This window comes from Virgibacillus sp. 6R, from assembly GCF_001895305.1.
Classification (GTDB): Bacteria; Bacillota; Bacilli; order Bacillales; family Amphibacillaceae; genus Virgibacillus; species Virgibacillus pantothenticus.
Map to the genome: position 1 here is coordinate 1476638 of NZ_CP017762.1, position 16837 is coordinate 1493474.

The window sequence follows — 16837 nt, forward strand, 5'->3', positions numbered from 1 at the left end:
GTAAGGAGTAAAAACTATGGCTAAAGACCCGATTAAAAAAGCGAAAAATGGTACTTACTATTTTCGTGCAAATCTAGGATATGATTCTAAAGGTAAAAAGATTCAAAAATATCGTAGTGGTTTTACTACTAAAAAAGAAGCAAGAGAAGAATACTCGAAGTTGCTACTTATGAAACCAGAAGAATTAAGTGAGAGTAAGAACAAAATGTTGTTTGAACATTATATCTTTGAAATTTTTCTTCCTTGGTATAAGACACAAGTAAAGCTCAGAACATATGAAAATCGTCTACCAAGTATTAAAAAGCACTTTCCTTACTTTTACAAAATCGCTGTTCCTGATATTGAACCCATCGATGTACAAAATTGGCAACTGAAATTATCAAAAAACCTAAAATCTTCATATGTAAGAGCAGTTCAAGGTTTATTTTCTGTTGCTATGGATAGAGCGATTGTATTAGGCATTACAACGACAAATCCTTCTAAGATTATTGGAAATGTAAAAAAACAAAAGACAAAAATAGACTTTTGGACAAAAGAAGAATTTGAAAAAGTCATCTCTCTTTTCTATAAAGAAGATTATTATCAACATTTTTTATTTATTTCATTGTGGTTTTTATTTATGACAGGCATGCGAATTGGAGAAGCCACTGCGATTCAATGGGAAGATATTGATTTTGACAAAGGTCTGTTATCTATCGATAAAACACTTTACTATAAGAATTTGGATAACTATTCTTTTGTAGAACCAAAAACAAAGGCAAGTGTTCGTCATATTGCATTAGATGGAGATACATTAATGTTACTCCGCGAATGGAAGAACGTGCAGCAATCTGTCGTTCAAACCAATTTTGTAATGAGCTATAATGGTATCCCCACACAAAAGCATACGTTAGCGAATGCCTTTACACATTTTTCAAAAAAAGCTGGGGTTCATCGAATTAGATTACATGCTTTAAGACATTCTCATGCTTCTTTGCTTATTAGTATGGGCGAAAACCCATTAATCATTAAAGACCGCCTAGGGCATGAAGATATTGAAACGACACTTGGCACCTACGGACATTTGTATCCTAATAGTAACTTTGAATTAGCCCATAAATTAGAAGGTATTATGTCTTATCAAACAGCAACAGAAAATGAAGATACTTCACCCAAGAATCAATTCACTGCTCGTTACCTGCGTAAAGGATTAAAAACAAAAAGTGCAATAAAAGTGCAATGGAAAATTAAAAAGAGCCAAAAACCCTTGATACACAAAAGTTTCTAGCTCTACTACAACTACTCCCACTCAACTGTAGATGGGCTACCTAGAACCCTTGCTATCACTGCTTTCAGACAGTTTACTTTCCCTTATGGCAGGGTTTTGGTAGGGAACCAATTCCATCTTAATGTCTTGATTTCCATTGAAATCCATATAAGTTTCCTTAGAAAAATTGAACTTAATATTCCCTGCCATTTTTTCAGCAAGTGGTTCATCATTTCTACTCCATAAGTGCGCATAATGTTTCAAAGTTATTTCCGGTGAACTATGTCCTAATCTTCGTGATACAACTAATACATCAGCATTAAACTCATTAATTAAATAACTAACATGAGAATGCCTCAATCCTTTTGCTTGTATTACAGTAACTTTTGCTATTTTGGCATATCGTTGTACAATTCTATGGATTGTAGACCTATGAACAGGTAGTCCTGTATAGCTTAATATGAAATTATCTATTCCATGCTCTGATTGTACTTGTTTCCAGTTTTGCAAGATTGCTAACGTATCGTCATCTAACGATATTGTGCGAATACCATCTTCCGTTTTAGTATATGGCTTTCGTTTAAAATCTTTTTTTGATTTCATTTGCAAAGTGTGATGAACCCTTAACTTCTTTTTATCGAAATCAACATCATTCCAATAGAGTGCCAATCCTTCACTGACTCTTACTCCTGTCATATAATATAACCAAATTGCAACAAAGCACATGTGCTCATAAAAGTTATGAGTATAAATCATCGAGATAACCTTTTCAAATTCCTCTTTCGTCCAAAACCCAACAACACTTTTCGCTTTTGGAATTGCTTTTGTTTTCTTTGAAATATTTTTCTCTAAAAATTCCAAATTCACAGCATACTCAAGTGCTTGTCTAAATCCTCCATAGAGCAACGCAGAATAATTTTGAGAATATCCAGTTTCATTCAAGAGCCAAGTTCTAAAGGATTCACAATCTCTGACATCAATATCTCTAAGCCTTTTATCAGAAAACCTGTCTCTAATTAATTCAAAAGCATGTTTTCTTGATGCCCAAGTATCCTCTTCCACGCTTGATTGATAGTATGGTAAAAAAAATAAATCCATAAACTCACCAAAAGTAAGGCGATAATTGGCATAGCCATTTTGGCTAAGGTATTCATTTCTTATTCTAGTCGCTTCCTTATTAGCTTCTCTTGCAGATTTAAATTTTTCACCATTAGCGTTTTTCCTAGATTTCTTCTGAATCCTTTCTCCCGTAATCTTATCTACACCAAGTTCAATATTATAAAAGAAATTTCCTTTATTATCCGTATAAACTCCTTTATATTTAGTCTTTGCCATTCGTATCCCCTTCCTCCAGAGATACGTCCACACCTATGATATTTTCAACAGCATGACAAGGCACCCGTCCTAATCTTTTGTTATTATAATAGGGATATCCTTGTCTCACCATGTAATATTTTGCTTGTCTAATAATATCAACAGCTTGGTAAGGCAAAAAACCCATATCTTGTAATTCTTTTTTTGAAATGGTTTTATTCATTAGCAAAACAATTCCTCCTTATTTTTTCAATAAAAAAAAGAACAGATAATTTATCTGCTCTTTTAATAAATCAAATATTTAATTTATAACATTGCTTTTCATTGCAATTAATCATTTTGCATTTTTAAGAATTTTTACTTCTGCTTGAGTGTCTAGTAATCCCTCTGATAATACGGTTACCTTAGCATCTAACTTGTCAATTTTATCAGCATTTTTCTTTACCTCTTGTTTTACATCTATTACTTCTTTTGATAATTCAGTAATAGCTTGTAAAATCTGCTCATTAGTCACTTCTTTGCTCATATTATTACCTCCTATTAATTTTATCTAATTAATTACTGCTTAATTATTTTTCCTTTTTCTTCTATATAATCGGGCTCTTGTTCCTCTATAGAATCAAAGTCAATGTCTGGATGACCGTTTATATTCACTAATTCATCATCTTTTAATCTATAATGAGTTATTTCTTTTTCATCATCTTCTTCTTTATCATAAACAACAACTTTTATATATTTTCCATTTTCCCACATTGTAATATCTGAACTACTTCTCAAATCATTTCCGTAATCTATACTAGAACTATCATATTCTATATTATTTCGTTCAGCGATTTCTGACTCCACTTTCTCAATAGCTAAATTTACTATATTTTCATAGGTTAAATTATTATTTGTTTTAGCTTCTGAATTTCCACATGCTACTAGACTGATAGAAAAAATCATCAGTACCATTATTTTTAAAACGTGTTTATGCAAGAAAATCACCTCCAATTAGAATAATTTTCATTTAACCTATGATAACATATAATCAATACTGAAAAAAATTAAAGTCAACAATACGCCAAACATCATCTTTATTTTCCATATCTAGTTCAATGAATGAATCCACCGAACTTACCGCACCATCCATTTCAATTTCGTTTATAAAGACACCTAAAACTTTTTGCCTACCCTCTTTTGATTTTCCTAAATAAACATCTAGATTATTCACAGTAGATTTCACTTCAGCTAATTTATCGTCATATTCTTCATTCCCATCAAAGTTTAATTCTTTTAATTTTTTCTCTGATACGTACATTTCTACATCTTCCCTTACTGGTTTGCCTTGATAATTAAAATAGCCCATAATAAATTTTTCTGCTATCTCACCAGCTTCTAAATGAATGACTTCTTCCAAACTCTCTAATTGACTTATTTCATTCTTTGCTTGCTTTAACTCATTTCTATAATTTTCATTCTTCACGAATAAGAAAACAATGATTAAAACACCAACAATAATTAATGGTAAATACTTTTTCATTCTATCACCTCTAAATCCGAATAGCATTCAATTAATCTAACCCTAATGTTTTTCGAGGGTCAATTTTATCTTGATGTGCTTGACCTAATTTAGTTAAATGTTCCAAATGTAAATGATTTCCTGTACTATCCCCTGTCGTTCCACACTTACCAACAGCTTGACCTTGACTAACCTTATCACCAAGAGAAACTTTTAATGAGGACATATGACCATACCGACTAAATTCATTATTTGCATGTTGCAAAGTAACATAATTTCCATAGCCAGTATTTCCATGAATGGCTTCTACAACCTTTCCATCCTTAACCGCCATAATGTTATCACTAGGCGTACAGCCAAAATCCACCCCACCATGAAAACTCTCTAACTCACCTGTAATCGGATGCGTTCTCGGTCCAAAACCACTTGTAATTATAATTTCTTTTAACGGTAATGCCCAATCACCACGAACATTTATAGGGGAATTATCTTCTTCAAGATAACGCATAACATTGTCTACATAGTTTACATCACCATAGCGAGACCACCCATTTTTTTTAGCCATCATATTACTAAAATCAATGGCGACCTTCTTAGAATAACCCCCTCTTTCGTTCGCATAGGGTATAAATCCCGAACCAAAATTATACGCTTGCAGGGAAAGCTTCACTTCTCCATCTGCTTCCTTCATGACTTGTGAAAAATATCTTGTTCCAATATCAATAGAAATTTCTGGGTCTGTAATTGAATTGGGAGGGAGACCGAGACTTTCGGATGATTGCATTACATCTAAAACCCTACCTCCACTTTCTTGCATAGTCATAGCCATCAATACATCTACATGTTGTGATATGAAATATTTTTTGGCATATTTTTCAAAATAAGCTTTATACCTCAACACTTCGGGCGCAATACCATTACCAGTATAAATATCCGTATATTCTTCATTTTCTTCTTCTCTTAAATGAGGCATTCCATCATCACTCATATTTATTGAATTAACAACAAAAAGAACCACTATACCAATGATAAAAAAGAAGAAAAACAACAAAACAATTAAAAAGATTTTTATTTTCATCTTAGCCATTTTTACCCCAGGTATTTTATCTGTATTCAATTAAAAAAACACCTCCACAAAAAACAAAAAGAGAATTGCCTATTATAGCAATCCTCAATTCTCATCTCTTTCTCTTTTCCTTTCTTCTACAGATGATACTTCTCTATTTCGTTGCGCATTCAAACCTGTATCATGATGAACCTCTGTATGACTACGATTTTCTTTCTTCACACTGTCTACATCTCTTTCATTTATGCTTTCTGGTTGTTTAGTTCGTTCTACAGCACGCTCTTTATCATGATGAGATTCAGCATGACCACGATTTTCTTCATTCACACCACTAATATCTTTTTCATTTGTATTTTCCGGCTGTGAAGTTCGTTCTACAGAATGTTCTTTGTCATGATAAGATTCAGCATGACCACGACTTTCTTCATTCACACCACCAATATCTTTTTCATTTGTATTTTCTGACTGTGAAGTTCGTTCTTTTGATGGGTCATCTGTTTCCAATGGTACAGGTACTGCTTTATCCCCATCATCCTTTTTCTTTCTCTGTGGAGAACGTTTAGTATCCACACCCTTGCCATTTTCAGTACCTTTTCTTTCCTCCCTCATACTCGTTCGATTCGTTTTTGCACTCTGTTTAGAATCACTTTTTTCATCTCCATAATTCATTGGAGATTCCCTCTTTTGAGAACGTCTTTCTTGTAATCTCTTTTTCGCATTAGAAAATTGATTACTATAATACTGGTTCATATTTGGCATAATGTTTCCATCAACTGTTTGAACACGTCCTGCCGTAACAAAACTAATAATTTTATTTCTCTTAATTATGATTAAGAAAAATATCACAATCAAAAGCACCACATGTAACAAATACATTCCTGTATCGACTGGTTTTACAAATAGATACATGGAATATGTTAACAGATAAACAACAAATAAAAGTAAACCTAACAAACCTTTCGTTAAAAAAATGGTCACTATATTACCTAATGCCTTAAAACCTGTCATTGCAAAATGAGGAATAAAACTTAAAACAAACGCAAAAGGTAAAGCTAAAGCTATGAATATCGCTAACAATTGTAATGCAAAATTGATTAAACCTAATAATAAAAAGGGAATAGACAAACCAATCACAATGAAAAAAGTCAAAAATACTATACCCGATTGTTTAAAAGCTGAACCCGAAGCTACATTCGTATTTCCGTTTTTATTTACTTCAAGATGGGCATGACCGATTCTATACGCTGAACCTTCCGAGTTTAATTTAAAAGCCAGCATTCTTTCCGAACGTGGAAAAGCTTGAAATCCAAAACCTAAATCTTTAATCTTATCATCAGCATTAATTTCTTTTTCATCTGTTTTACCATAGTTAATTAAAAGGTATGGTCGTTTTAATGCTAAATCAAAATAAATATTACGAACGACCGCAATTGTACCTTCTATCTTCTCATTTTCATCAATATCATTAATCCCTGCATAAACACCCTCTCTCTTATCATCAAAAATCCCTAAAATACCATCACCTGCACTTACTAAAGTAGATTGTATCTCTCCCGAAAGTGCATTCATACTTTTTAATAAATAACTGGCATTCGATACCCAATAACCGGCAACAATTAAAACAACCACAAACAACATAAATTTTCTAAAAGATTCTCTGGCATTTCCTTTGGTAAAAAATATAAAAACAAGATATCCACATAAAAATGCAAACAATATTTCTGCAAAATGCTCCTTTAAAACTTCATATATACTACCCGAAACACTTTCAATATCATCCGCAAAATCATCCAATTTATTTAACGTAAATAATTGTAAAGAACTATCTGTAACTTTAACCACATTTTGAATAATACCCATAAAAAAGTTATTGATTGAATACAAATTAAAACCAAATATTCCACTTGTATCTTCATTATTCACCATATAACGTTCGAGTGGATATTTTTTTATTTCTAATTGAACACCACCCTCTTCCTTTTCCTTTGCCTTATCCATATACTTAAAAGGTTTATATTCTTTGTCAAATATTTTCCCGAAAAGTTTGAGAATAAAATCTCCAACTGGAAAATCATCATCAATCAAATCAGAGAGATTCCCACTTGTATCAACGTCTTCATCATCTTCCGCAAGAACAACTGATGATGTCACGAAACATAAAAATAATGCAGTAAGTAGAATTAACAACCATTTTTTATTCTTCATTGGCATTCAAATCCTTTATAAAATCTAGTATCCTTTCACAGGCACTTACGCCACCACGACAATAAGCTAAAAATTCCGCATCTGTTTTTCCTTGTTTCCTTCCTTCCTCCAAGCCTTTCAATCTCTCAAAATTAATTTGTAACCCTTTTACAAACGACTTTAAAAAAATTTCATTTTGCATTTCCTCACCAGCCTTTCAAATAAAAAAGTGACTACCTTTCGATAGCCACCCTTGAAAAAATTACTACTTAGAGCTCAATACAAGTTTCATAATAAAGGTATCTGTCACGCTGTTCTTCCACCAAAAATAATTCAAAAACAAAATTGTAACTTATATCTTTTTGCGAATGACGTTTTGTAATTGTAAAATTTACATTTCCATCTTCCCTCAAATTATCGTTCGAATAATCAATAGCCTCTCTAATTATTTCCTCTAACTTTTCAGACATATCTAATTCCAATAGTTTTTCTTCCAACTCCACATAATTTTCTAATTCAGAAATATACATCATACCTAAAACATTCTCATTCATTAAATCATCTCCTTTTTTATATTAAAAATGGCTACCAATTATGGATAGCCATTCCATCTATAAATATTTTTCCTCTGCATAGGCAACCGCCGATTTATTGATTGTTTCCAATGCTCCTTCCCATTCTTCAAAGAGACATTCAATCGTAATTTTTGAGGTTCTGCCGAACATATCTTTCATCAAACATTGCCCTTGTAACATGTTATCTAGCATTTCTATATTTTCTTCACTTGATTCCATGTTCATCCATTTTAAAATATCGGGACGTTCGTTTTCTTCATCAAAAGCAAAAGCTACACCAAAGTTCCCTGTTTCATTCTCCTTTTCTCGTAAAGCGTCTTTGGTAGATTGTGAGATAAAATATAAAGCATTATTATAGCTACGCCCAACACGCTTCATCTGTTTTTCGACCTTTTTCCCCTGTTGTGACGCAATGATAACCCATGCTTCATCAATAAATTCTACGGTTTGCTCATCTTTATCCCGGCCAAACAGTTCACAATATTTCCCTAAAGCCAGCATAATCGAATTTGATTTGCGCTGGCTATTTGTATAGGTTTCTACACTTGCAGTAGCTTCTGGCAAATCAATGTTTTCAATTTCAATAATGCTAATTCTATCGGTTAAGGATAACGCAGAATTAGAACCATCATGAACACATAGCTTTAATATAGAATCAGCAACCACTTCATATAAAAAATCTCCTGCTTTTTTTACAGATGGCTCATTGCTATCTTGCATAATCTCAATGATATGCATGGAGCCCACTTGTTCACCTTTTTCTTTTCTTTCAAGGACTTCCGATATTGCCCTCAAAAAGGCTGTATGAATTTCATCTTTCCCTTTGAAATCATAAACTTCCGAAAAAATATCTTGAATCAATTCTTTCGCTTGAGAAGATGGTAAAAAAGCTACCGGGTCTAATGCTCCCCAATTATCCTTATCTTCAAAATCCAAAGTTACAAATTTAAACTTTTCCAAGTGCTCAACAAATAAAGGATAATCACGTCTAATGATGCCATCATTTATAACTTTATTTATCCATTTCCTTATTTCTTTTTTAGGGTCAATATATAAGGATTTTATATTTAAGAGTGTTACATAAATAAATAACAACTTTGCAAGATATGATTTCCCACTGCCTGTATCACCTGTAATCAGAACATGCGGACTTCTATATTTACTACCTCTAATATTTTGGTTTGCCAGCATCGGATGAAAAAACACAGGGTCACGACTTGATAATTTGGCACTTTCCAAATCCTTATGTTTATGAAATCTATCAACCCAGCCTATAAAAAAACCAATCTTATTTCCAATTTCAGAATTTACGCCAAACAAACTTTCTCCTAAACCATCTTGAGTAGTCGATTGTAACCAATTTCTATCCGTTGCTTCTAACTTTTCCCCAGGCAACGTTCTATAGAATAAGCTTAATTGGTCAGCCGTTGGAATACGGCAAATAATATTTAATTGTTTGAAATAACGTACAACCTGTTTAGCACGTAATAAACTTTCTTTTTTCGTCTTGCCTGTTACAGCAATTGTAGCAAGCCAATTCATTACAGATACATCATGATTTTTTAATTCTTGCTGTAAATTTCTCATTAAATAATGACTATCTACAACAGAATCATCTACGAAGTCACCTGTTTTTGCTTGTTCATTCGCTGATTCTTTTAACTCTCTCCCCTTTAAATTCACCTTCATTTTTGATTTTCCTTTACCTTCTGAATGAATTTTAAAATCTACACATACCTCAAAAGGTAAAGATTGGGCTTCATAAAAAATATCGCTCTCTGCCATATTATCCGGAAATTCATCAATCACGACAAAAGTTAAATAACCTTCATCTTGCTCACTACTTATTTTCAAAGTAGATGATTCCGTAGGGTCAATAATCGAATTTGTTATCGCCTTAATATTTCCATGTTCCTCCTCTTCACTTACATCATGCTTCAAACCAGCAATATAATCATAACGATTAACATAAATTAATTCATTTTCTTTTAATCTTGACCCATTGACACCAGCAACCATTTTATAAATTGTATCTTCCAATTCCTCAAATTGATTAAAAAAAGAAGTGGGAACATTTTGTTCCCAACCTAAATAGTTTACAAACATATCTGTTACATTCGAAAAAATGGAATAAACATTATCTTTTAGTCGTCCATCCACATTTACAAATGCATTTTTTAACTTAATGCCAATAATAAAATCATTTTTTGTCATATTTCCCAAGCGTGAACTTAAAACATTTTCTGTTTCACCTAAATAATATCGTCCAACATCTTCACTATCTTTTGACAAACCCAAACTTAAATCTTCAAAGCGTTCTTTCAAACGGAACTCTTGAGGATACATTCTCAAATGAAAATCTTCATAAGCTGTGATATCCTCAAAAAACATTTTCCAATTTCTTTTATAATTGGCTACCACTTTTTGATTTTGAATAGGAATCGATTCACTTTTTATTCGATAATATGCGAACACGTCTCCCGTTCTCGTTAATAGCATATTGTTCTTTATTGTTTTCAACGCTGGTTTCAGTTTGGTCATTCTCTTTATCCACCACCCATACACATTCTTTAAATGTTATTTTTTTCTCATTCATCCACTCTACTTCTTTCCCATTACAAAACTTTTTTTTAGGAATTTTTATCCCGAATAAATATTTGACATAATCATAAATGAACATATAAATATTTTTGCCTTCCGGCTTAATTTTCGTTACAAGCCACGTAAAAAATAACGGAACACAAATTAAAAATATAAACCACGTATTCGAAAATGCATACGGATAAAATTTCCTTATTATCCAACCTGCTAAAAATGTGATAATTAGAAAGACCACAAAATTTAATGCAGGAATCAATTCAATTGTAAAAGGCAGATAATAATTATCTGTTATCTGCCTAATTTTCTTTGGTTCCCTTAAAGCCCTTCTATAGTTATATACCACTCTACTTTCTTTTTTCTCTGCCATATTATCACTCTCTTACAGCTTATTCATGAAGGCTTCAATCCAACCGGCAACTGTGTCCCAATTCCGAACTACAAAATAAACAATTCCTCCAACGATACAGCACACAATAATCGCACCAAATTTAAATTTGGCTAGATGTTTTGTGACTAGGAAAATAATAATAATGACTATCGCTTGCTGAACAATTTCCAACGCCCAATTCTCAATTCCTCCTAAAGTAGGCAAATCAGCAGCCAAAACCAAGTGATTAAAAAAGTCCATTTTTCATTCCTCCTAATTATAAATAAAATTTTTCACATAATAATTTCTTCCAGTTTTAGAAATCGTCATTTCTACTGGATTAACTTGTTGTATATTTGTCAATTCGTCTCTAAACACCACCTCCATCGTTGCCTTGTAATGTTTGCCATCTACATAGATTTTTAAATTTCTTATTTCTTCAAATAAAAAAGAACCATTTAACGTTTGTGGGTCATCCATCAGATACGCCATTTCGTCAACTGGTTCTGTAGCATACTTTTCAAAAAAAGTATTTAGAAATTCATTGATATTTTCTTTTTCATTCCCGGTATATTCTTCTAAGTCAACCTCTTTCTTTTCATATTCTATGTTCCCAGCTAAAGAGGGAACTTCCGTAAAATATGGAACGGATTGAACGCTAAACAAACCTTTTTCATAAACAATAGGAATATTTAACAACAAGGTGTTTTTTTCTTCCTCTGTTTCAATTTCGATTTCAATTTCCTTTTTTTTATTTTTACCCTCACCCTTAACAACCTCTTTTTCTACTTCCCTTTGCAATTCATTTTTAAATGTAACCTTATATTGAAAAAGACTTCTTTCCCCTTCATCTTCAATATGAAAAAGGTTCAAAGATTCTAACTGTCTAGTACCATTCACATTGTCTAAGTTGTACAAAGAATTTTTTTCATCATTAAACGTGTCATTAAAAACCATATATTCCTTTAAACGATTTGCTCTTTCTTGCAAAGCTTCACTTTCATTAGAAACATTAATATATTCCTTGATAAAATTGGATAGAAATTCATTTGCAGATTCAACAGGAATTTCTTCTATCACTTCCTTATCCTCATTCGCCTGGACCAATTTATTTGTTTCATTCAAAGTGGAACGAGTGTTTAAAGACAATAACACTGAAATTGTCGCTAAAAATAACATTCCTAAAATTAATGACCAAATAAAAAAAGCTGTTCGCTTTGATGTATCTTTGCGCACAGGACTTTTCTCTTTTTTTGGTCGTTCAATTTGTTCAATTTTATCAACAACTTTATTCTTTTTTAATTTATCTTTTATACTCATTATGAACTCCTCTCAATATAATCTACAAAAGATGTTACCCTCTGTAATACCTCCAGTGGTGAAGCATTTTCCAAATACACTTTTTCATTTATTTTCTTACCATTATCTATATAGGTAGCTTTATAAAAAGAAAAACGATAGGTTGAATATCCTTGCCTTCTATATCCTTCAACAATCAAAGATGTATTTTTAGATAAATCTTTTACATAAGCTTGATAAAAAGAATGTTTTTCTCCTTCCCTATTTTTAGGAATACCTACAGTAAAGCCTAATTCCTTAAAAGATTCGGGTATCGACTTCATTTTCATTATTCATGAACCTCCAATACAAGAAACTCCACTGCTATAATTGCATTTTTTGGTTTTCCCGTTACTTTGTTCTGTCTATGAGAAACATTCGCAAATATACAATGATATGTTTTATCTTCTTCTTGTTCATTCTTATGATAAAAATACACGTCCATTTCAATATAGAGGGAATTATCAATACCCTGCATCTCTTCTCTCAACTTTTCTAAAATGACAGATTTATGATTAATCAATTTTTCCCTTTCCAAGGCTCCTATCAATACAGCTTGATTCAAAATAAGTGGAATTATTTTTTTCACCTTCCTTCCATTAACTCAAAACAAATTCTAGTTTTGTTCTTTTTTCTTCATAATAATAAAGTTCCAAAGCATTTATAGCACATACATACGCCTTTATTTCATCTCTATAAACATCTTCTGGCTGGCCAAGGTCTCTATGCAAATCAAGCGTTGCACTCATATAGGATTTCAAATTCTGAATTGCGTGGTCCACATTTTCACCACCTAACATAGTAACTAATCTCCAAGCAAGGTTCGGGTAGTATTTTTTAGGAAAACCGCCTAAAAAATCTCCACCCTTTCCCCCTTGCTTTCCGATTTTTTGTCGGTGCTTGATGGTCACCAAGTCAACTATACTCAAAAGGGATTTAAATAAACTTGACTTGTCTCTTACTATTGTACCGACAAAACCGCTTGCCCTGTCGTTCGTTAATATCAGCCCTTTTCCATAACAAATGACGTTAAGTTCGTGGGGTTCCGCCCCCACACGGCGTCCCAATATCACTACCTCAAAAGGGGAAAAACATTAAACAATCATTTCTTCCGGCTGTGCAAGATAAACCAACATCATATGCTCTTGCTTTTCGTTTAGTTCTAATTCTTCCTCAAAATCTTCTAAATCAGAAATTCCTTTTGTATCTTCCACCAGTTTTATCATTTTTCTTGTTCTAGCCGCTTGATTCATATACCAATTTCGAGACTTTTGATAAAAATCTTCTTGCGGTTTCGTAAAAATTTTTAACCTTTCAACATCACCTAAAAAAACTTCCCAAAAATGAGAAGTTTTCCAACGCCCTCTATTTAAATCATTATCCTTATCCACAAAACGTAAATAATTCTTAATGATTCCCTTAGCAACTGGTAACATGCTTTCACTTTTTATAAGTTCTGATACAACAGCATTCGCCCTATCATCTTTAAATCTTAATTCATATCTATTCCAGTCTCCAAGTTCTTCTAAAGGGATTCCATACTTTTCCGATTGCTCATAGTTTTTCTGATAAAAACAGAAATAGACTTCAGAATGTTTTTTTGAACCAAAATAAAGTGTCGTACCGCCCTGTTCACCATCTTCCATTGATAACGAGCCATTATAATCAGTTTTTTTAAATCGGGAAATCGCTTCGCCATTTCTTATCTTGTCAAAAAGCATAGGTATTTCAAAATATGTTTTTTTATCGTCAATCGAAATATCTAATCGAGGAAATTTCCCACCATTTTTCTTACAATCTCTAAAAAAATCGAACCACGTTACTTTCCTAGCTTTTAAAAAAGTTTCAAATTGACGGCAACCTTGACCACTTAATTCAATAAGTGTTCCACGCACATCTGAACCATGAGAATATAATACTTTAATATTATCCAGTTGATATGTGCCTACATATCCATAAAAACCACTTTCTTTATGCTCCATATATTCTTTTTTTAGATGAAGCACTTTTTCTAATATCAAATCGACATTATGCGTTTTAAACGATACCCTTAAATAGTCAATCATTGATACTAAAGGGTTTTCTTCATTTTTTGTATTTTGTACCCCCCTGTTAGAGTAGGGGGGGTTTGATGTCGTCATCCGCTACGCTCCTTCCTCCACGCCTACAATTCCGGTTGCTTTTCGCTGTCGCTTGCGACTGTCGTCGCTGGCGCAACCTCCATTTTCGGCGTTGCTTTTCCTATCTCCTTTAAAAAGTCATATCCTCTAGGCACTAATGGTGTATAGAATTCTGTAATGATAGAAGCACCATAATCGGCATAGCCACGCCCTTTTATACGCTTATTTACAAATGTATTATCAACATCTCCAAACATCATTCCATATCCTGTTTCGCTGTTTCTACCTAATGCTACACGAAAATTAAACTGGTCTCTTATTCCATCTGCCAAATATTTTGCGTCAGGACGTTGGTTTGCCAAAATAAGAAATACACCCGCCTGACGACCCAGCATAGTTAATTGCTTCATATCCTCCAATACTTCTTGCTTCTCTCTATGGTCTAACATTTCCATAAATGCTACATATTCATCAAAAATAACAAAGAGTGGCTTCATGCCCACACTTGCATAATTTCCACCTGTTTTATAATTCGGCATGTTTTTCATTCTTTCGGAACGTTCATGCATTTCTTCTCTTGCTTTCTTCAAAGTCATTTTAATTCCATTTTTCCTACTAAAAACAGTTTTTTCAGGCATGACCGATTCTAAGTCTGCAAGGTCTGCATTTTTTGGGTCTAATATCCGCAATTCAGCATCCGACTTCAATAAAGCTTCAATCATGGTCAAAATGAAATAAGTCTTCCCTCCACCAGTACCACCAGCAATCAACATATGAGGTAATTCATCAAACTTCCATTCAATATGTTCCATAAGCTTCATAGAGCCATTTTTAACAGTCACATCATGAATAGAAATACGGTTTCGTTGTACATCATACATTAATTTATAACAAACGAAATTTTCTTCCAATTCCCTGTCAACTAAAGTACAATATAAACCGTTTTCTAGTTCATCCCCTAACTTTAAAAACCTTTCTTGAAATCGGCTCATATCCATAGCCACTCTAAATTCAATATATCCTTTATTTATTTTGTAATAGGCTTTTGGGAAGTAGGTTAATTTTGATTTCGTAACAGTCTTATCACTAAAACTCCATTTTGATTCCGTTGAATAGCTTTCTTTTTCGATAAAACGATTAGATATAAACATTCTTGCTATTTTTTGCCTATGCCAAATACGCCTATACTTTTCAAAGAAAACAAAATAAGCTAATAAAACAGTCATTGCGCCAACTATAAAAGATATAACAAATCCTTTTCCAATGTACGCCCAATTCCAACCTTTAATGTTTTTCAAATAGTCCCAAGTGAACCATTCGGCAACATTGCTCATTCCAGTTTTATAACAGAAAAAAATACTCAATAAAAAAACAGGAATAAATATGCTTAATCCTGCTATTAACACTCCATGTTCCATTTTCGGCGTTATTCTTATGCCACGATATTTCCAAAGGCGTTTCTTTAAAAATTCAATCCTTATCACCTTCTTTTACAGAGAAATCTCAGTCCTCTCTAAAATAATTGAACAAAAAAAAGCGTGCCAATTAATTTATAACTAGCACGCTATTACTCTACTATTTTTTATCCGTTCCTGCTCCCACAGGCTCTTTACTCGGTTCATTTTTCTTCACACCACCCGAACTACCAACCTCTACAATATCCTCTGCTTCAACAGTCCATACAACATTAGCAAAATTTCCATTTGCTTGTGCTCTTGCTTTAATGACAGGATTTTTTAGGGTCACCTGTTTGTTAAAATCAATCTCTTTTAAATCAACATATTCCGGTATAGTCACCTCAATTTGCTCTTTTTGAGTGGATGAAGCAAGATTATAAACCCTTGATTCCAGTTTATCTGTTCTTTCATTTTTATCTCGGTCAAAAAACATCTTCTCTCTTTTCAACCCCATAAAAAATAAGTCACCAAAAGTTAGTTCATTCGGTATAATTCCTGTTTTAAATTCCATTCAAAATCTCTCCCTTAATTGTTTTTAATATTTAAGTTTCTTGTTTTTTTAATTATTGTACTCAAATACACCATGAGAAGTAACAAGGAAGTTTCCTTCCAATTCCATATCACGTCCAAAAGCTTCATAATCAATATAATTTTGTAGATTGGTAGGAACTTCTCCAAGTGCTCCTGTTTCTTCAACGAAATATCTTGCAACATCTTCCATAGAATGACAATCAGAATAACATACAATGTCATCTACATTTTCCAACAATTCCTCAAGGTCACTAAACCAGTAACCTATCATTGCTTTTAACTCGTAATAAATAGGTGTGCCTTCAATTTCTTCAATCATTGCACACAAACGATTAATTTCATTGATAGATGTATATTCATCTATCTCAAATGGCAATTCGTAATCGTGAATAGCAATTTCTTCATAATCACCATTTAAGCCAATACGCTCTTTTACTTCTTCCATATTGATTGGAGGAGTAAACCAATCACCAACAAGCTCCCCCTCATTATATTTGCCGAGATTGGATATATACACACGCATTTCCAATACTTATC

Annotated in this window: 21 protein-coding genes; 1 reads left to right on the forward strand and 20 read right to left on the reverse strand. The window is 32.8% G+C overall.

The window, feature by feature from the left end:
- Positions 1-16: 16 nt before the first annotated feature.
- Complete coding sequence (locus BKP57_RS06715) at positions 17-1267, forward strand: site-specific integrase (protein ID WP_072741229.1); 1251 nt, start codon at positions 17-19, stop codon at positions 1265-1267.
- Positions 1268-1303: 36 nt separating this feature from the next.
- Here BKP57_RS06715 and BKP57_RS06720 read toward each other — a convergent pair whose 3' ends face one another.
- The 20 genes from BKP57_RS06720 to BKP57_RS06815 form a co-directional block, all read right to left on the reverse strand.
- Complete coding sequence (locus BKP57_RS06720) at positions 1304-2581, reverse strand: tyrosine-type recombinase/integrase (protein WP_050351777.1); 1278 nt, start codon at positions 2579-2581, stop codon at positions 1304-1306.
- Entirely contained in the window at positions 2568-2783 is a 216-nt protein-coding gene (locus BKP57_RS06725) for a DUF3173 domain-containing protein (RefSeq protein ID WP_050353461.1), read from the reverse strand. The genes BKP57_RS06720 and BKP57_RS06725 overlap by 14 nt, the downstream gene beginning before the upstream one ends.
- Before the next feature lie 111 nt (positions 2784-2894).
- Entirely contained in the window at positions 2895-3086 is a 192-nt protein-coding gene (locus BKP57_RS06730; RefSeq protein WP_050351778.1) for a hypothetical protein, read from the reverse strand.
- Between the two features lie 32 nt (positions 3087-3118).
- Positions 3119-3538 carry a hypothetical protein gene (locus BKP57_RS06735; protein WP_050351779.1) on the reverse strand — a complete coding sequence of 140 codons (420 nt, stop codon included), beginning with the start codon at positions 3536-3538 and terminating at the stop codon, positions 3119-3121.
- A gap of 52 nt (positions 3539-3590) precedes the next feature.
- Positions 3591-4082, reverse strand: a complete 492-nt coding sequence (locus BKP57_RS06740; RefSeq protein ID WP_050351780.1) for a hypothetical protein — start codon at positions 4080-4082, stop codon at positions 3591-3593.
- 31 nt (positions 4083-4113) lie between these two features.
- Positions 4114-5178, reverse strand: a complete 1065-nt coding sequence (locus tag BKP57_RS06745) for a lysozyme family protein (protein WP_050351781.1) — start codon at positions 5176-5178, stop codon at positions 4114-4116.
- Positions 5179-5232: 54 nt separating this feature from the next.
- Positions 5233-7332 (reverse strand): CD3337/EF1877 family mobilome membrane protein, encoded by a 2100-nt coding sequence (locus BKP57_RS06750; RefSeq protein ID WP_050351782.1) that lies wholly within the window; start codon positions 7330-7332, stop codon positions 5233-5235.
- The gene (locus BKP57_RS06755; protein ID WP_050351783.1) at positions 7322-7513 is read right to left on the reverse strand and encodes a hypothetical protein; all 192 of its coding nucleotides are present in this window, start codon (positions 7511-7513) and stop codon (positions 7322-7324) included. Before BKP57_RS06755 ends, BKP57_RS06750 begins: the two co-directional genes overlap by 11 nt.
- A gap of 67 nt (positions 7514-7580) precedes the next feature.
- Positions 7581-7865 carry a hypothetical protein gene (locus BKP57_RS06760; RefSeq protein WP_050351784.1) on the reverse strand — a complete coding sequence of 95 codons (285 nt, stop codon included), beginning with the start codon at positions 7863-7865 and terminating at the stop codon, positions 7581-7583.
- Positions 7866-7922: 57 nt separating this feature from the next.
- Positions 7923-10322: an ATP-binding protein gene (locus tag BKP57_RS06765; RefSeq protein WP_050353462.1), complete on the reverse strand. Its 2400-nt coding sequence runs from the start codon at positions 10320-10322 to the stop codon at positions 7923-7925.
- Between the two features lie 10 nt (positions 10323-10332).
- Positions 10333-10854, reverse strand: coding sequence for a conjugal transfer protein (locus BKP57_RS06770; RefSeq protein WP_050351785.1), 522 nt, complete (start codon positions 10852-10854; stop codon positions 10333-10335).
- A gap of 12 nt (positions 10855-10866) precedes the next feature.
- Positions 10867-11115: a TcpD family membrane protein gene (locus tag BKP57_RS06775; RefSeq protein ID WP_050351786.1), complete on the reverse strand. Its 249-nt coding sequence runs from the start codon at positions 11113-11115 to the stop codon at positions 10867-10869.
- A 12-nt stretch (positions 11116-11127) separates the two neighbouring features.
- Entirely contained in the window at positions 11128-12174 is a 1047-nt protein-coding gene (locus BKP57_RS06780) for a conjugal transfer protein (RefSeq protein WP_050351787.1), read from the reverse strand.
- Entirely contained in the window at positions 12174-12482 is a 309-nt protein-coding gene (locus BKP57_RS06785; protein WP_050351788.1) for a hypothetical protein, read from the reverse strand. The genes BKP57_RS06780 and BKP57_RS06785 overlap by 1 nt, the downstream gene beginning before the upstream one ends.
- Entirely contained in the window at positions 12482-12781 is a 300-nt protein-coding gene (locus BKP57_RS06790) for a hypothetical protein (RefSeq protein WP_050351789.1), read from the reverse strand. Before BKP57_RS06790 ends, BKP57_RS06785 begins: the two co-directional genes overlap by 1 nt.
- 10 nt (positions 12782-12791) lie before the next feature.
- Positions 12792-13259: a hypothetical protein gene (locus tag BKP57_RS06795; RefSeq protein ID WP_050351790.1), complete on the reverse strand. Its 468-nt coding sequence runs from the start codon at positions 13257-13259 to the stop codon at positions 12792-12794.
- A 27-nt stretch (positions 13260-13286) separates the two neighbouring features.
- Positions 13287-14333, reverse strand: a complete 1047-nt coding sequence (locus tag BKP57_RS06800; RefSeq protein ID WP_072741230.1) for a replication initiation factor domain-containing protein — start codon at positions 14331-14333, stop codon at positions 13287-13289.
- Positions 14334-14356: 23 nt separating this feature from the next.
- Entirely contained in the window at positions 14357-15730 is a 1374-nt protein-coding gene (locus BKP57_RS06805) for an FtsK/SpoIIIE domain-containing protein (RefSeq protein ID WP_050353464.1), read from the reverse strand.
- Positions 15731-15887: 157 nt separating this feature from the next.
- Positions 15888-16280: a DUF961 family protein gene (locus BKP57_RS06810; RefSeq protein ID WP_050351791.1), complete on the reverse strand. Its 393-nt coding sequence runs from the start codon at positions 16278-16280 to the stop codon at positions 15888-15890.
- Positions 16281-16328: 48 nt separating this feature from the next.
- On the reverse strand, positions 16329-16829 hold the full coding sequence (locus BKP57_RS06815) for an antirestriction protein ArdA (RefSeq protein WP_050351792.1): 501 nt from the start codon (positions 16827-16829) through the stop codon (positions 16329-16331).
- Positions 16830-16837 lie beyond the last annotated feature (8 nt).

Excerpts from the sequence above, each read along its gene's own strand:
- BKP57_RS06715 (WP_072741229.1), top strand. The coding sequence starts at position 17 with ATGGCTAAAGACCCGATTAAAAAAGCGAAAAATGGTACTTACTATTTT.
- BKP57_RS06720 (WP_050351777.1), bottom strand. The coding sequence starts at position 2,581 with ATGGCAAAGACTAAATATAAAGGAGTTTATACGGATAATAAAGGAAAT.
- BKP57_RS06725 (WP_050353461.1), bottom strand. The coding sequence starts at position 2,783 with ATGAATAAAACCATTTCAAAAAAAGAATTACAAGATATGGGTTTTTTG.
- BKP57_RS06730 (WP_050351778.1), bottom strand. The coding sequence starts at position 3,086 with ATGAGCAAAGAAGTGACTAATGAGCAGATTTTACAAGCTATTACTGAA.
- BKP57_RS06740 (WP_050351780.1), bottom strand. The coding sequence starts at position 4,082 with ATGAAAAAGTATTTACCATTAATTATTGTTGGTGTTTTAATCATTGTT.
- BKP57_RS06750 (WP_050351782.1), bottom strand. The coding sequence starts at position 7,332 with ATGAAGAATAAAAAATGGTTGTTAATTCTACTTACTGCATTATTTTTA.
- BKP57_RS06755 (WP_050351783.1), bottom strand. The coding sequence starts at position 7,513 with ATGCAAAATGAAATTTTTTTAAAGTCGTTTGTAAAAGGGTTACAAATT.
- BKP57_RS06760 (WP_050351784.1), bottom strand. The coding sequence starts at position 7,865 with ATGAATGAGAATGTTTTAGGTATGATGTATATTTCTGAATTAGAAAAT.
- BKP57_RS06770 (WP_050351785.1), bottom strand. The coding sequence starts at position 10,854 with ATGGCAGAGAAAAAAGAAAGTAGAGTGGTATATAACTATAGAAGGGCT.
- BKP57_RS06775 (WP_050351786.1), bottom strand. The coding sequence starts at position 11,115 with ATGGACTTTTTTAATCACTTGGTTTTGGCTGCTGATTTGCCTACTTTA.
- BKP57_RS06780 (WP_050351787.1), bottom strand. The coding sequence starts at position 12,174 with ATGAGTATAAAAGATAAATTAAAAAAGAATAAAGTTGTTGATAAAATT.
- BKP57_RS06785 (WP_050351788.1), bottom strand. The coding sequence starts at position 12,482 with ATGAAAATGAAGTCGATACCCGAATCTTTTAAGGAATTAGGCTTTACT.
- BKP57_RS06800 (WP_072741230.1), bottom strand. The coding sequence starts at position 14,333 with ATGACGACATCAAACCCCCCCTACTCTAACAGGGGGGTACAAAATACA.
- BKP57_RS06805 (WP_050353464.1), bottom strand. The coding sequence starts at position 15,730 with ATGGAACATGGAGTGTTAATAGCAGGATTAAGCATATTTATTCCTGTT.
- BKP57_RS06810 (WP_050351791.1), bottom strand. The coding sequence starts at position 16,280 with ATGGAATTTAAAACAGGAATTATACCGAATGAACTAACTTTTGGTGAC.